At 65.7% G+C, this 14,370-nt stretch carries 12 protein-coding genes; 4 read left to right on the forward strand and 8 right to left on the reverse strand.

The features are described 5' to 3' along the window. Positions 1-152: 152 nt before the first annotated feature. Positions 153-929 carry a ferredoxin--NADP reductase gene (locus tag AC1RHV_RS03960; protein ID WP_054454116.1) on the reverse strand — a complete coding sequence of 259 codons (777 nt, stop codon included), beginning with the start codon at positions 927-929 and terminating at the stop codon, positions 153-155. 337 nt (positions 930-1,266) lie between these two features. Between AC1RHV_RS03960 and AC1RHV_RS03965 the strand changes: the two genes are divergently transcribed. From AC1RHV_RS03965 to AC1RHV_RS03975, 3 genes are all read left to right on the forward strand, one after another. Further along, complete coding sequence (locus tag AC1RHV_RS03965) at positions 1,267-2,310, forward strand: Fe(3+) ABC transporter substrate-binding protein (RefSeq protein WP_054454115.1); 1,044 nt, start codon at positions 1,267-1,269, stop codon at positions 2,308-2,310. 146 nt (positions 2,311-2,456) lie between these two features. After that, positions 2,457-4,127 carry an ABC transporter permease gene (locus AC1RHV_RS03970; RefSeq protein ID WP_054454113.1) on the forward strand — a complete coding sequence of 557 codons (1,671 nt, stop codon included), beginning with the start codon at positions 2,457-2,459 and terminating at the stop codon, positions 4,125-4,127. A 5-nt stretch (positions 4,128-4,132) separates the two neighbouring features. Continuing rightward, positions 4,133-4,909 carry an ABC transporter ATP-binding protein gene (locus AC1RHV_RS03975; RefSeq protein ID WP_054454830.1) on the forward strand — a complete coding sequence of 259 codons (777 nt, stop codon included), beginning with the start codon at positions 4,133-4,135 and terminating at the stop codon, positions 4,907-4,909. Positions 4,910-4,924: 15 nt separating this feature from the next. Here the strand turns inward: AC1RHV_RS03975 and AC1RHV_RS03980 are convergent, their stop codons facing one another. The 3 genes from AC1RHV_RS03980 to AC1RHV_RS03990 all read right to left on the reverse strand — a co-directional run bounded on the left by AC1RHV_RS03980 (position 4,925) and on the right by AC1RHV_RS03990 (position 7,701). Continuing rightward, positions 4,925-5,902 (reverse strand): Bug family tripartite tricarboxylate transporter substrate binding protein, encoded by a 978-nt coding sequence (locus tag AC1RHV_RS03980; protein WP_119451583.1) that lies wholly within the window; start codon positions 5,900-5,902, stop codon positions 4,925-4,927. Between the two features lie 90 nt (positions 5,903-5,992). Continuing rightward, on the reverse strand, positions 5,993-6,898 hold the full coding sequence (locus AC1RHV_RS03985) for a pirin family protein (protein ID WP_054454108.1): 906 nt from the start codon (positions 6,896-6,898) through the stop codon (positions 5,993-5,995). A gap of 104 nt (positions 6,899-7,002) precedes the next feature. Beyond that, positions 7,003-7,701 carry a pirin family protein gene (locus AC1RHV_RS03990; protein ID WP_054454106.1) on the reverse strand — a complete coding sequence of 233 codons (699 nt, stop codon included), beginning with the start codon at positions 7,699-7,701 and terminating at the stop codon, positions 7,003-7,005. 173 nt (positions 7,702-7,874) lie between these two features. On the opposite strand from AC1RHV_RS03990, the gene AC1RHV_RS03995 reads away from it, so the two are divergent. Then, a complete protein-coding gene (locus AC1RHV_RS03995) occupies positions 7,875-8,789 on the forward strand; it encodes a LysR family transcriptional regulator (protein WP_054454104.1) in 915 nt (304 codons plus the stop codon). 18 nt (positions 8,790-8,807) lie between these two features. Here the strand turns inward: AC1RHV_RS03995 and ntrC are convergent, their stop codons facing one another. The 4 genes from ntrC to hemW form a co-directional block, all read right to left on the reverse strand. Next, on the reverse strand, positions 8,808-10,301 hold the full coding sequence (gene ntrC / locus AC1RHV_RS04000) for a nitrogen regulation protein NR(I) (protein ID WP_492299772.1): 1,494 nt from the start codon (positions 10,299-10,301) through the stop codon (positions 8,808-8,810). Continuing rightward, on the reverse strand, positions 10,301-11,365 hold the full coding sequence (gene glnL / locus AC1RHV_RS04005; RefSeq protein WP_054454100.1) for a nitrogen regulation protein NR(II): 1,065 nt from the start codon (positions 11,363-11,365) through the stop codon (positions 10,301-10,303). Before glnL ends, ntrC begins: the two co-directional genes overlap by 1 nt. 183 nt (positions 11,366-11,548) lie before the next feature. After that, positions 11,549-12,961, reverse strand: a complete 1,413-nt coding sequence (gene glnA, locus AC1RHV_RS04010; RefSeq protein WP_054454097.1) for a type I glutamate--ammonia ligase — start codon at positions 12,959-12,961, stop codon at positions 11,549-11,551. Positions 12,962-13,145: 184 nt separating this feature from the next. Then, on the reverse strand, positions 13,146-14,366 hold the full coding sequence (gene hemW / locus AC1RHV_RS04015) for a radical SAM family heme chaperone HemW (RefSeq protein ID WP_492299775.1): 1,221 nt from the start codon (positions 14,364-14,366) through the stop codon (positions 13,146-13,148). Positions 14,367-14,370: the final 4 nt, after the last annotated feature.

Genomic DNA, 14,370 nt, shown 5'->3' on the forward strand with positions numbered 1-14,370 from the left:
TACTTTATGGACGAATTATAAGAACTGCCCTGCCCGCGGCTACAGCGGGCTAACCCTTAGGGGCGCCGCAGCATCACGCCGCGCGGCGCCAAAAAACAAAAAACCCATCGCATCGCTGCGATGGGTTTTTGGCTTGGCGCCGGCGCCGGGACTTATTTGTCCACGAATGCACGCTCGACCACGTAGTCGCCCGGCTGGCCCACGCCCGGCGACACCGTGAAGCCGCGCTTGTCCAGCATGGCGCTGATGTCGGCCAGCATATGCGGGCTGCCGCAGATCATGGCGCGGTCGGTTTCCGGATTGATCTGCGGAATGCCGATGTCGGCGCACAGCTTGCCGTTTTCCATCAGCTCGGTGATGCGGCCTTGGTTGCGGAACGGTTCGCGCGTGACCGTCGGGTAGTACACGAGTTTGTCGCGCACGACGTCGCCGAAGAATTCGTTGTTCGGCAGTTCCTTTTCGATGAAGTCGGCGTAGGCCAGTTCGCTGACCCAACGCACGCCATGCACCAGGATGACCTTGTCGAAGCGTTCGTAGACGTCCGGATCCTTGATGATGCTCATGAACGGCGCCAGGCCCGTGCCCGTGCCGAACAGGAACAGGTGCTTGCCCGGCTTCAGGTCGTCCACGACCAGCGTGCCCACGGGCTTGCGGCTGACCAGGATGGTGTCGCCTTCTTTCAGATGCTGCAGGCGCGACGTGAGCGGGCCGTTCTGCACCTTGATGCTGAGGAACTCGAGGTTCTCTTCATAGTTGGCGCTGGCGATGCTGTAGGCTCGCAACAGAGGCTTGCCTTCAACTTCCAGTCCGATCATCACGAAGTGGCCATTGTGGAACCGCAAGGCCGAGTCACGCGTCGTGGTAAAGGAAAACAGGGTGTCGTTCCAGTGGTGCACGCTTAGTACGCGCTCAGTGTTGAAAGCAGCCATGTCGTATCAAATTAGGGGCGACCGCCCCGGGCCATGAGCCCGGCTTGTGCCGCTGGGTCATTCCGTGCCGCACAAAAGACGCGGCCGGCATTAGGGTTGACCCTATTCTACAGGGTCTTGATGATAACTGCTCTCATTATTCCGTAATACCCTTATGCCGTATTGATGGGGATCAAGCCTGAAGCCTGCCTGACTTACGACTAGTTGAACGCCGCTTTGCTTCCTGTTATCGTCGCGTTCTCATTTGATAATCATTTTCGTTAGCAGACTGTTTTGAGCAGCGGAAAGGCCTGAAGCCTCGGGAATTCCTCTGCAGCCCTAGCCGGAGCACCTCGTCATGACCAAGCGTCCCCAATTGAATTCGCTGCTGCGCGCCCTGGCGCTGGCCGGCGCCGCCGCCTTCACCGTGTCGGCCAACGCCGCCGAGGAAGTCAGCCTCTACACCACCCGGGAACCCAAGCTGATCCAGCCGCTGCTGGACGCCTTCACCAAGGAAAGCGGCATCAAGGTCAATACGGTCTTCGTCAAGGACGGCCTGCTGGAGCGCGTCAAGGCCGAAGGCGCCAAGTCGCCCGCCGACGTGCTGATGACCGTGGACATCGGCAACCTGCTGGATCTGGTCGACGGCGGCGTGACCCAGTCGATCAAGTCGCAAACGCTGGAATCCGTCATTCCCGCCAACCTGCGCGGCGCCGACGGCAAGTGGTACGCCCTGTCGCTGCGCGACCGCGTGCTGTACGTGGAAAAGGACCTGAAGCTGGAAGCCTTCCGCTACGAAGACCTGGCCGATCCGAAGTGGAAGGGCAAGGTCTGCATCCGTTCGGGCCAACACCCCTACAACACCGCGCTGGTCGCCTCCATGATCGCGCATGACGGCGCCGAAGCCACCGAAAAATGGCTGCGCGGCGTCAAGGCCAACCTGGCCCGCAAGGCAGCCGGCGGCGACCGCGACGTGGCCCGCGACATCCTGGGCGGCATCTGCGACATCGGCCTGGCCAATGCTTATTACGTCGGCCACATGAAGAACGCCGAACCCGGCACCGACGCCCGCAAGTGGGGCGACGCCATCAAGGTGATCCGCCCGACCTTCGCCAACGCCAAGAGCGGCGGCACGCACGTGAACGTCAGCGGCGCCGCCGTTGCCGCCCATGCGCCGAACAAGGCCAACGCGGTCAAGCTGCTGGACTTCCTGGTGTCCGAGCCCGCCCAGGCCCTGTACGCCCAGGCCAACTATGAATACCCCGTCCGCAAGGGCGTGAAGCTGGACCCCGTGATCGCCAGCTTTGGCGAACTGAAGGTGGACCCGCTGCCGCTGACCGAGATCGCCAAGCATCGCAAGCAAGCCAGCGAACTGGTGGACAAAGTCGGTTTCGACAACTGATAGGCCTGTGGACCGCCACGCCCGCCGGCTTGGCGAAACCATGCGGCAGTGACAAACGCGCGGGCTGCGCATAAGCTCACGCGTAGGGCCTGCTCCCTTCTTTTCGGGGGAGCAGGCCTTGCCATTGATGCAATCGACTTTGAAGCATGCACACAGATTCTTTGCCCCGGCCGCTGCGTCTGCGCTGGACTGAACGCGGGGCCGGCTGGCTGGCCGGCGCCGCCCTGATCGCGCTGGCCGTATTGGCGCCCGTCCTGACGCTGGGCTGGTGGGCGCTGGGCGGCGAACTCTCGCATTGGCAGCATCTGGCCAATTACGTATTGCCCCAGGCGCTGGCCAATACCGCCATGCTGCTGGCCGGCGTGGGCGTGCTGGTGACGCTGCTGGGTACCGGCGCGGCATGGCTGGTGACCGCTTACGACTTCCCTACGCGCCGCGTGCTGACCTGGGCGCTGCTGCTGCCGCTGGCGGTGCCGACCTACATCATCGCCTTCGCCTATCTGGACCTGCTGCATCCCATCGGTCCGATACAGTCGGCGATCCGCGCGCTGCTGGGCTATGACAGTCCGCGCCAGTTCCGCCTGCCGGATCTGCGCTCGATCTACGGCGCCATCTTCGTGCTGGGCTTTGTGCTCTATCCCTATGTGTACCTGAGCACCCGCGTCATGTTCATGACGCAGGCAGCCAGCCTGCTGGAAGCGGCCCGCACGCTGGGCGCCGGCCGCATCGCCGTGTTCTTCCGGGTCGCCCTGCCCCTGGCCCGGCCCGCCATCGTGGTGGGCGTGAGCCTGGCGTTGCTGGAAACGCTGAACGATATCGGCGCCTCCGAATTCCTGGGCGTGCAGACGCTGACCGTGTCGGTCTACACCACCTGGGTCACGCGTTCGGACCTGGCGGGCGCGGCGCAGATCGCGCTGACCATGCTGGCCATCGTGATCGGGCTGATCCTGCTGGAACGCCATGGCCGCAAGCGCCAGCGCTACGCCAACACGCAGCGCATGCGCCCGATGCAGCCGCGCCGCCTGCGCGGTCCGGCGGCGGCCGTTGCCGCGGCGCTGGGCTGGATACCGGTACTGATCGGGTTTGTCGCGCCGGCGCTCTATCTGGTCGTGGAGACCTACAAGCGCCTGCATCTGGTTGGCGGCGTTTCCCACCAGCTGTTGAACGGCTTGAGCAACACCCTGATCGTCGCCTTCAGCGCCACCATCGTCACCCTGCTTTGCGGGCTGATCGTGGCCTGGGCCGGACGCACGCTGCGCGAAAGCTCGGGCTTCAACCCGGGCCGCGCCTGCGCGCGCATCGCCAGCCTGGGCTATGCCGTGCCCGGCACGGTGCTGGCCATCGGCCTGCTGACGCCCTTCGTCTGGATAGATACCGCGGTCGCCAAGGTCTTCGGCGGCACGGGCCTGTTCCTGATGGGCTCGATGGGCGCGCTGGTCTGCGCCTATGCGATCCGTTTCCTGGCGATTTCCACTGGCGCACTGGAAGCCGGCCTGGCCCGCATTCCGCCGTCGCTGGAGCAAGCCTCGCGCCTGCTGGGCGAAAGCTCGGCCGGCACCCTGCGCCGCGTACACCTGCCGCTCTTGCGCCCGGCGCTGGCCGCCAGCGCCCTGCTGGTGTTCGTGGACGCCATGAAGGAACTGCCCGCGACACTGCTGCTGCGGCCCATGAATTTCGACACGCTGGCAACCTGGCTATACGCCGAAGCGGCCCGCGGCACCTATGAAGAAGGCGCCGTCGCCGCGCTGGCCATCGTGCTGGCCGGCCTGTTCCCCGTCATCCTGCTGGCGCGCACCAATCTGAAAATGGGACATTGATCATCGTGCCCGATCTGTTAGAACTCGATCACCTTTCCCTCGCCTACGAGACCCCGGCGGGACTCAAGCCCGTGGTGCAGGACCTGACGCTGGGCCTGCCCGTGGGCCATATCGGTTGCCTGCTGGGCGAATCCGGCTGCGGCAAGACCACGGTGCTCCGAGCCATCGCCGGTTTTGAGCCAGTGCGGGCCGGGCGCATCCTGCTGGATGGCGCCGTCATTTCCTCGCCCACCGTGCAGGTGGCGCCCGAACATCGCCGGGTGGGCATGATGTTCCAGGACTACGCGCTGTTTCCGCACCTGACGGTGGCGCTGAACGTGGCCTTCGGCCTGCGCAAGATGGCGCGCCCGGAACGCGCGCGCCGTGTCGAAGAGATGCTGGAACTGGTGGGCCTGGCGCATGCCGCCAACAGCTATCCGCACGAGATCTCCGGCGGCCAGCAGCAGCGCGTGGCGCTGGCTCGCGCGCTGGCGCCCTCGCCCGACCTGCTGCTGCTGGACGAGCCGTTCTCGAACCTGGACGTGGACACGCGCGAACGCCTGGCCTTTGAAGTGCGCGACATCCTCAAGACCACCGGCCACACGGCCATCCTGGTCACGCACAACCAGGCCGAAGCCTTCGCCATCGCCGACCGCATCGGCGTCATGTCCAAGGGCAGCATCGCGCAGTGGGACACGCCCTACAACCTGCACCATCATCCCGCCAGCGACTTCGTGCGCGACTTCATCCGCCGCGAAGCGCTGGAAGAGCGGCGCGAGCAAGCCTACGCCCGCGGCCGCTGAAGTCGTCCCGGCCGCTCAGTCGGCCGACAGCTTCACTTTCTGCGACAAGGCCTTGAAGGCCTCGTGCTGGCTCTGGGTCAGGCGTTCCACTTCCTGCGGCGTGGAGCCGTAGGGCATGAAACCGGCCTGCTCCAGCTTGCCTTTCACTTCCGGCAAGGCCAGCGCCCATTGGAAGGCTTCGCTCAGCGCCTTGGTCGCTTCAGGCGACATCTTCGCAGGCCCATAGACCGCGAACCACGGATCGACCACGGCTGCTTCATAGCCCAGCTCGGCCAGCGTCGGCACGTCCGGCAAGGCGGGCGCCCGCTTGCTGCCCGTCACGGCCAGCGCATGCACTTTGCCCGCCTTGATGTGCGGCAGCGACGCCGGCAGATTGTCGAACATCACCGGCAAGTGCCCTCCCAGCAGGTCGTTCAGCCCCTGCGCGCTGCCCTTGTAAGGAATGTGCTGCATGCCGGCGCCGGTCAGCTGGTCGAACATCACGCCAGCCAGATGCATGGACGTGCCAGTGCCCGGCGTGCCGAACGAGGTGCCCGGATGCTGCTTGGCATAAGCGACCAGGTCCTTGACGCTGTCGACCTTCAGCGCAGGACCGACTTCCAGCACCACGGTGGAAGCGCCCAGCATGCTGACGCCCGTGAAATCCTTGGTGGGATCGAAAGGCATGGAGGGGTAGACGAAAGGATTCAGCGCGTTGGTGGAGATAGCGCCGAAGCCGATGGTGTAGCCGTCGGGCGCGGCCTTGGCCACGGCGTCCATGCCGATATTGCCGCCCGCGCCGGGACGGTTTTCGACTATGACGGGCTGGCCCAATTTTTCCGCGACCTTCTGGCCCGCGGTGCGCGCCACCAGGTCGGTGGTGCCGCCTGCGGTGTAAGGCACGATGAAGGTGATGGGCTTGGCCGGATAGCCGGCAGCGAGCGCCGCCGAAGCGCCCTGGATCAGCGCCAGCGCGGCCAGGCCGCGCAGCGCGTTGAATGTGTAGCGATGCATGATGTCTCCATCCCGTTTTGTTGTGAGGGTCGGAGGCGCATCATACCGCCGGCCGCGTGGCGATTGCGTGCGGCCGGTTCGAGCGCTGACTCAGGCGCGCGGCTCGGGCAGCGGGATGTACTCGGTCTCGTCGCCCGGCACGATCTGGTCGAAGCGGCTGCGCTGCCAATCCTGCTTGGCCTGTTCGATGCGGTCCTTGCTGCTGGAGACGAAGTTCCACCACACGAAGCGCGGCCCGTCCAGCGGCTCTCCGCCGATCACCGCAAAGCGCGCCGCAGTCTTGGCGCGGATCTGCACGGGGCGGCCCGGCGCAAACACGACCAGGCGGCCGCTTTCGAACTCCTGCCCGTCGATCTCGACCGTGCCCTGCGCCAGATAGGCGGCGCGCTCTTCATGCTCGGCCGGCAGCACCGTGGTCGCGCCCGCCTGCAATTGCAGATCGCCATAGAACAGCGGCGACAGCGTCTTCACCGAGGACGTCTTGCCGAACAACGAACCCGCCACCACCTGGGCGCGCACGCCCTCGCCTTCGATGACCGGTTGCGCGTCCAGGCCGTAGTGGGTGAAGCCCGGATCGGTTTCCTCGTGTTCCTTGGGCAGCCCCACCCAGATCTGCAGGCCACAGAGACGCTGCGCGGCCTGGCGGCTTTCGGGCGAGGAGCGTTCCGAATGCACGATGCCGCGGCCCGCCGTCATCCAGTTGACCTCGCCCGGCAAAATGGTCTGGGTGTGGCCCGCGCCATCGCGATGCACCATGGAGCCTTCGTAAAGATAGGTCACCGTGGACAGGCCGATATGCGGATGCGGGCGCACGTCTATGCCCGTACCGGCGGCAAACTCGACCGGACCCATGTGGTCCAGGAACACGAACGGCCCGACAGTGCGGCGCTGTGCGGACGGGATGGCGCGGCGCACGGAAAAGCCGCCCAGGTCGCTGGTGCGCGGCACGACGACGGCTTCAATCTGGCTTTCGCCGGCTTCGGACAAGGTGGACATATCGGACTCTCCGGGTTGTGGGGACTAGGACCATCTTAAGGCCTGCCGCCTGCATGGAAAAAACAGCGGCGGGCGGACTGATCCAGCCCGCCCGCCTTGACGCATCACGCCAGGTCGAACACCAGGACTTCGGCCTGCTTGCCGCCCGACAGCTCGACGCGCGGCTCGCCGGTGATGGCGAGCGCGTCGCCAGCCGACAGCTCAACGCCGTTGACTGTCAGGCTGCCGCGGGCCACGTGCACCCAGGCGCGGCGGCCGGCGGCCAGTTCCAGCGCGGCGGACTCGTCGCCGTCGAACAGCCCGCCATACAGGCGCGCATCCTGATGGATCTTCATCGAACCGTCAGCGCCGTCCGGCGACACCAGCGCTTGTAGCCGGCCGCGCTTCTGCTCGTCGCTGAAGCTGCGCTCTTCGTACTCGGGCGCAATGCCAGTGACATCGGGCTCGATCCAGATCTGCAGCATGTGCGTTTCGCGGTCCGCCAGCGGGTTGAACTCCGAGTGCATGACCCCGCGGCCGGCGCTCATGCGCTGCACGTTGCCGGGCTGGATGGTCGAGCCGCTGCCCATGCTGTCCTTGTGGGCGATCGCGCCATCCAGCACGTAGGTGATGATTTCCATGTCGCGATGGCCATGCGTGCCGAAGCCGCGGCCGGCCGCGATGCGGTCGTCATTGATCACGCGCAGGGCGCCAAAGCCCATGTGGGCCGGGTCGTAGTAGTTGGCGAAGGAAAACGTGTGGAACGAGTCCAGCCATCCGTGGTTGGCGTGACCCCGTTCAGCAGCGCGGCGAGTGGTAAGCATTGCGGACTCCTGTTTCAATAATGTGAATGGTTGTGCAGCCTGGCCCTCATTTCCCTAGAAGCCACTGCACCACCGGCATGAGTGATATTGTGCGCGTGCAGCCCGGGCTGTTTGGCGCTATATTTTGACGAAACCATTCAAATTTTTTGAACATTGGTACCAAGCCCCCGACCATGCAAGCCATCACCCCCGAACTTCTGATCCTGGTGGACGCCATCGCCCGCCACGGCAGCTTTGCCAAGGCCGCCCGCGAACTGGGCAAGGTGCCTTCGGCCGTCACCTACTCCATCCGCAAGCTGGAAGACGGCCTGGACGTGCTGTTGTTCGACCGATCCGGACACCGCGCGCTGCTGACGCCAGCGGGCGAAACGCTGCTGAAGGAAGGCCGCCACGTCTTGCAATCGCTGGACGACCTGGCCTGCCGCGTCAAGCGCATTGCCACAGGCTGGGAGGTGGAGTTGCGCATCGCGGTCAGCGCGGTGCTGCCGTGGCGGCCGCTGTACGACCTGATCGAGGAGTTCCAGGCGCTGGGTAGCGCCACCACGCTGCGCTTTTCCAGCGAGGTATTGAGCGGCAACTGGGACGCCCTGACCTCAGGACGGGCCGACCTGGTCATCGGCGCGGGCGCCGCGGGCGAGCCGACCGGCCCCTATCGCTCGCAAGCCATGGGCCAATCCCAATTCGGCTTCTGCGTGGCCTCGCACCATCCGCTTGCTTCGCTGCCGCAGCCCTTGAGCCGCGCCGACATCACGCGTTATTGCGCGGTGGTGGTGGCGGACACGTCGCGTAATCTGGCGCCGCAGACGCGCGGCATCCTGGCCGAACAGCCCACCCTGGTCATGCCTACCATGCAGGCCAAGATAGACGCGCAGGTGCGCGGCCTGGGCTGCGGCTACTTGCCGCTGACCCTGGCCGCGCCGTATCTGGCGCAAGGCTTGCTGGTGGTGTGCGAAACGGACGAAGGCATGTCCCTGACGGAACACCTGACGTACGCCTGGCGCTCGGAGCCGCCGGGCGAAGCCCTGAAATGGTGGCTGCAGAAGCTGAAGTCGCCGCGTCTCTGCGAGAGCCTGTTGGGGATGGGATAAGGCGCGCGGCCGCGCGCCTTATTCGTCCTCGATGCCCAACTCGCGCAGCTTGCGCGTGATGGTGTTGCGGCCAATGCCCAGGCGGCTGGCGGCCTCGACCCGGCGGCCGCGGCTGGCGTCCAGCGCGCTTTGCAGCAGGATCTTCTCGAACTGGCGCGTGAGCGTGGCCATGACCGCCGGTTCGCCACGTTCCAGCCGGTACTGCGCGTCGCGCAGCAGGGAGTCCTGCCAGTTGCGTGGAGAGCCCGCTTCCATGGGCGCCGAGGTCGGAACCACGGTGCCCACGCCGGCCATGGGCACGGCCGGACGCAACGGCGCGGGACTCGGCTGCGGCTGGTGCTCCATGGCGCGGATTTCCGGCGGCAGGTCCGCCGGCTCGACCGTCTGGCCGGGCGCCATCACGGTCAGCCAATGGCAAAAGTTCTCCAGCTGGCGCACGTTGCCCGGAAAATCGAACTTGGACAGCACGGCAAGCGCTTCCGGCGTCAGGCGCTTGACCGGCACTCCCAGCGCACGGGCGCTGGCGATCAGGAAGTGGCCGGCCAGCGCCGGAATGTCCTCCACCCGTTCGCGCAACGGCGGCAGGCGCAGACGGATCACGTTCAGGCGGTGGAACAAGTCCTCGCGGAACAGGCCCTGCTCCACGCGCTGTTCCAGCGGTTGATGGGTGGCGGCGACGATGCGTACGTCGACGCGCACCGGCTGCGCGCCGCCGACGCGGTAGAAGCTGCCTTCTGCCAGCACGCGCAACAGGCGCGTCTGCAACTCGATCGGCATGTCGCCGATTTCGTCCAGGAACAGCGTGCCGCCATGCGCTTCCTCGAAGCGGCCGCGACGCAGGTTGTTGGCGCCCGTGAACGCGCCACGTTCGTGGCCGAACAGCTCGGCCTCCAGCAGATCGCGCGGAATGGCCGCCGCGTTCAGCGCCACGAAGGGCCCGCCGGCGCGCACGCCATGGCCGTGCAAGGCGCGCGCCACGAGCTCCTTGCCGGTGCCGGATTCGCCGGTGATCAGCACGGTGACCTTGGACTGCGCCAGCCGGCCGATCGCGCGGAACACTTCCTGCATGGCGGTGGACGAGGACTGCGTCATCATCCAGCGCTCGTTGTTCTGCGCCGATTCGCCCTGCCCTTCGGGGCTTTCAGGCTCGGCGGATTCCTGCATGGCGCGCTGGATCAGCGCCACCGCCTCGTTCACGTCGAACGGCTTGGCCAGGTAATCGAACGCCCCGCCCTGAAAGGCGGAAACGGTGCTGTCCAGGTCGGCGAACGCGGTCATGACGATGACCGGCAGGCCGGGGTTGCGTTCCTTCAGCTGGCGCAGCAGCTCCAGGCCGTTGCCGCCTGGCATGCGGATGTCGGACACCAGCGCGGCGGGCGCTTCGTGCGACAGCGCTTCCAGCACGTCGGCCGATTGCGAAAAACTGCGGGTGGGCACACCGGCACGCGCCAGGGCTTTTTCCAGGACCCAGCGGATGGCCTGGTCATCATCGACGATCCATACGGGTTTCATCAGTGTGCAGGCTCCATCGGTAGGACCAGGCGGAATTCGGTGCGGCCGGGCCGGGATTCAAATTCGATGATGCCGCCGTGCTGCTGCACGAAGTCCTGCGCCAGGCTCAAGCCCAAGCCGGTGCCTCCCGCCCGCGCCGTGACCAGCGGATGGAAGATGCGGTCGCGGATCTGATCCGGCACGCCGGGACCGTTGTCAGTAATGGACAGCACCAGCGCCAGACGATGCTGGCGGTGGGCCAGCATCACCTGCCGCGCGACGCGCGTGCGCAGCGTGACCACGCCGGGTTCGGTCTGCGGTCCCTGGGGCCGCGCCACCAGTTCCTGGGCGGCGTTGCGCGCCACATTCAGGACGGCCTGCATCAGACGGGCGGCATCGCCCTTCAGGTCCGGCACCGAGGCGTCGTAGTCGCGCAGCAGCGTGACGTCATTGCGGAATTCGGCCTGGATCAGCGCGCAGACGCGTTCGCAGATCTCATGGATGTTCACCGGCCGCGCGTTCAGCGGCACACGTTGCGGGCCGCTCAGGCGGTCCACCAGCGCCTGCAGGCGGTCGGCTTCGGAAATGATGACCTGGGTGTACTCGGCCAGTGCCGCGCTGGGCAGTTCGGCTTCGAGCAATTGCGCGGCGCCGCGCAGGCCGCCCAGGGGATTCTTGACTTCATGCGCCAGATTGCGCAGCAGTTCGCGGTGGGCTTCGATCTCGTCAACCAGGCGGTGGTTGCGGTCGGCCAGCACGCGCTGCTCGATCTCGCGGGTTTCTATCAGCACGGGCCAGCGCTGGCCCGTCAGTCCGACCGTCGTCACGGAAACTTCCACGGATTCCGCGGCGCGGCGCAACGAGGCCAGTTGCCTGACGTCGGCATAGCGCCCTGCGGCTGCGCGGTCGATGGAGGATTGGATGTTTTCCGGACTGTCGAACAGCGTGGCGGCGGATTGCCCGCCCAGTTGCTTGCGCGAGCGGCCGAACAGATCTTCAGCGGCCGCATTGGCGTATTCGATATGACCGCGCTCGTTGACCAGGAAAACGGACGTGGCTAGCAAATCGAGAGCTTCTACATTCATTTTCTACATACCCGAATGTGAGGGGACGGCGGAACGCGACGGCCGCGCCGGAAGCCGGCGCCCTGTCCACCAGGCGTAAGGCCTGGCGGACAGCACGTCGAACCGCGATCTGGCGGTGCGCGTGCTGCCGGCCCTGGTTTCTGCCTGCATCATCGCGCCACCTCCAGCTACTGCCTCAGGACATTAGAGGCTGTAGTACATGTCGAACTCGACCGGGTGCGGCGTCATGCGCAGACGGTTCACATCGGCCATCTTCAGGTCGATGTAGGCCGTGAGCATGTCGTTGCTGAACACGCCGCCGCGGGTCAGGAACTCGCGGTCGTTGTCCAGCGCTTCCAGAGCCTGTTCCAGCGAGGCGCAGACCGTCGGGATCTTGGCGTCTTCTTCCGGCGGCAGGTCGTACAGGTTCTTGTCGGCGGGATCACCGGGGTGAATCTTGTTCTGCACGCCGTCCAGGCCGGCCATCATCAGCGCCGAGAAAGCCAGGTACGGGTTGGCCAGGGGGTCCGGGAAGCGCGCTTCGACGCGGCGGCCCTTCGGGTTGCCGACGTACGGAATACGGATCGAGGCCGAACGGTTGCGGGCCGAGTAAGCCAGCTTCACGGGCGCTTCGTAGTGCGGAACCAGGCGCTTGTACGAGTTGGTACCGGGGTTGGTGATGGCGTTCAGCGCGCGGGCGTGCTTGATGATGCCGCCGATGTAGTACAGCGCGAATTCCGACAGGCCGGCGTAGCCGTTGCCCGCGAACAGGTTCTGGCCGTCCTTCCAGATGGACTGGTGGACGTGCATGCCGGAGCCGTTGTCGCCGACGATGGGCTTGGGCATGAACGTGGCGGTCTTGCCGTAGGCGTGGGCCACGTTGTGGATCACGTACTTGACGATCTGCGTCCAGTCGGCGCGCTGCACCAGCGTGCTGAACTTGGTGCCGATTTCGAGCTGGCCGGCGCCGGCCACTTCATGGTGGTGCACTTCGACCGGCACGCCCATCTGTTCCATCAGCAGGCACATTTCCGAGCGCATGTCCTGGAACGAGTCGACCGGGGGCACGGGGAAGTAGCCGCCCTTGACGGTGGGACGGTGGCCGGTGTTGCCGCCTTCGAATTCCAGGCCCGAGGACCAGGGGGCTTCTTCGGACTTGATCTTGACGAAGGTGCCGGACATGTCGCTGTTCCAGGTCACGCCGTCGAAGACGAAGAATTCGGGTTCCGGACCGAAGTAGGCGGTGTCGCCCAGGCCGGAGGACTTCAGGTAGGCTTCGGCGCGCTTGGCCAGCGAGCGCGGGTCGCGGTCGTAGCCCTTCAGATCGGAAGGTTCGACCACGTCGCACGACAGGATCATGGTCGGCTCTTCGCGGAACGGATCCAGGTTGGCGGTGGACAGGTCGGGGATGAGCAGCATGTCGGAGGCTTCGATGCCCTTCCAGCCCGGGATCGACGAACCGTCGAAGGCCTGCCCGCTTTCCAGCTTGTCTTCGTCGATCTGGCTGATCGGCACCGAAATGTGGTGCTCACGGCCAATCGTATCGGTAAAGCGGAAATCCACGAATTTGACTTCGTTGTCGGCGATCTGTTTCAGGACATCTTTCGGGCTTGCCATGTCATCTCCATTAGATAAAAAGGTCGAGGGCTTTGCCCGTCGACTGGCATAAAAGAGGGAAGCAATAAGCGTGCCAGGTTTCCTCTCCGGGATTCCCCGGGGAAATCGGCTCGATCATGGGAAAATGTAGCACCATCATGGTGCAAATAGTGGAGCATGATTGCCCCACTATGGTGCATGAACGCTACAGGAACATTTCCTGCAGGTCGTTGAGGAATCTCCAGCCCAATGGAGTCGCCCGCAGCCGGGTCGGATCGGCGTCCAACAGCCCGCGCTTGGAGGCCGCCTCCAATTGGTGCGCAATGGCGGCCAGCGACAGGCCGGTGCGCTCGTTGAACGCGGTGGCGGCTACGCCATCCTTCAGGCGCAGGGCGTTCAGCATGAACTCGAACGGCAGTTCGTCCGGCCCGACCTGGCGGCTTTCGGCGATGTGGCTGCCGTCGCGGGCCATGGCGGCCTGCATCCACGAGTCGGGCCCGCGCAGCCGCGCTTCGCGCACGATGCGGTCATGGAAGGACAGCTTGCCGTGCGCCCCCGGGCCCAGGCCCAGGTAATCGCCAAATTCCCAGTAATTCAGATTGTGGCGGCAGCGCGCGCCGGGCTTCGCGTAGGCGGAAACCTCATAGCGGGCAAGGCCGGCCGCCGCCAGCTCGGCCTCCACCGCGTCCTGCATGGCGGCGCTGGTGTCGTCGTCGGGCAGGTCCTGGGGGGGGAACTTGGCGAAGACGGTATTGGGCTCCATCGTCAGGTGATAGAGCGACAGGTGCTCGGTGCCAAAAGCCACGGCCTGCCGCAGATCGGCCGCACAGGCCTCCAGAGTCTGGCCGGGCAAGGCGAACATCATGTCCAGGTTGACGCGCGAGACCGCACGCTGCGCCATCTCGATCGCCGCCCTCGCCTGCGCGCTGTCATGGATGCGGCCCAGCTTCTTCAGCTGCGCATCGTCGAAACTCTGGATCCCCAGCGAAAACCGCGTTACGCCGCTGGCGGCGTAGTCGCGGAAACGCCCGGCCTCGGCCGTGCCGGGATTGGCTTCCATGGTGATTTCGGCGTCGGGCCACAGGTTCAGACAGGCGCGCAGCATCGCCAGCAGTTCGTCCAGCCCTTCGGACGACAGCAGGCTGGGCGTGCCTCCGCCGATGAAGACGGATACCACCTGCCGCCCCCAGATCGAAGGCAGCGCCTGCTCCAGATCGCTGCGCAGGGCATCCAGATAGGCGCGCTCCGGGATTTCGCCCGGCGCCGCGTGGGAATTGAAGTCGCAATAAGGACATTTGCGCACGCACCACGGCACGTGCACATAGACGGACAGCGGCGGCAGGCTGGTCAGCGTGGCGCCGGCCGGCAGCTTCAGGCGCGACGGTTGCGCGCCCATGTCGTTGCGGATGGGAATGATGATGGACATGCGT

It is taken from the genome of Achromobacter sp. GW823-FHT04E03 (genome assembly GCF_058796095.1).

Excerpts from the sequence above, each read along its gene's own strand:
- AC1RHV_RS03960 (WP_054454116.1), bottom strand. The coding sequence starts at position 929 with ATGGCTGCTTTCAACACTGAGCGCGTACTAAGCGTGCACCACTGGAAC.
- AC1RHV_RS03965 (WP_054454115.1), top strand. The coding sequence starts at position 1,267 with ATGACCAAGCGTCCCCAATTGAATTCGCTGCTGCGCGCCCTGGCGCTG.
- AC1RHV_RS03970 (WP_054454113.1), top strand. The coding sequence starts at position 2,457 with ATGCACACAGATTCTTTGCCCCGGCCGCTGCGTCTGCGCTGGACTGAA.
- AC1RHV_RS03980 (WP_119451583.1), bottom strand. The coding sequence starts at position 5,902 with ATGCATCGCTACACATTCAACGCGCTGCGCGGCCTGGCCGCGCTGGCG.
- AC1RHV_RS03985 (WP_054454108.1), bottom strand. The coding sequence starts at position 6,898 with ATGTCCACCTTGTCCGAAGCCGGCGAAAGCCAGATTGAAGCCGTCGTC.
- AC1RHV_RS03990 (WP_054454106.1), bottom strand. The coding sequence starts at position 7,701 with ATGCTTACCACTCGCCGCGCTGCTGAACGGGGTCACGCCAACCACGGA.
- AC1RHV_RS03995 (WP_054454104.1), top strand. The coding sequence starts at position 7,875 with ATGCAAGCCATCACCCCCGAACTTCTGATCCTGGTGGACGCCATCGCC.
- ntrC (WP_492299772.1), bottom strand. The coding sequence starts at position 10,301 with ATGAAACCCGTATGGATCGTCGATGATGACCAGGCCATCCGCTGGGTC.
- glnL (WP_054454100.1), bottom strand. The coding sequence starts at position 11,365 with ATGAATGTAGAAGCTCTCGATTTGCTAGCCACGTCCGTTTTCCTGGTC.
- glnA (WP_054454097.1), bottom strand. The coding sequence starts at position 12,961 with ATGGCAAGCCCGAAAGATGTCCTGAAACAGATCGCCGACAACGAAGTC.
- hemW (WP_492299775.1), bottom strand. The coding sequence starts at position 14,366 with ATGTCCATCATCATTCCCATCCGCAACGACATGGGCGCGCAACCGTCG.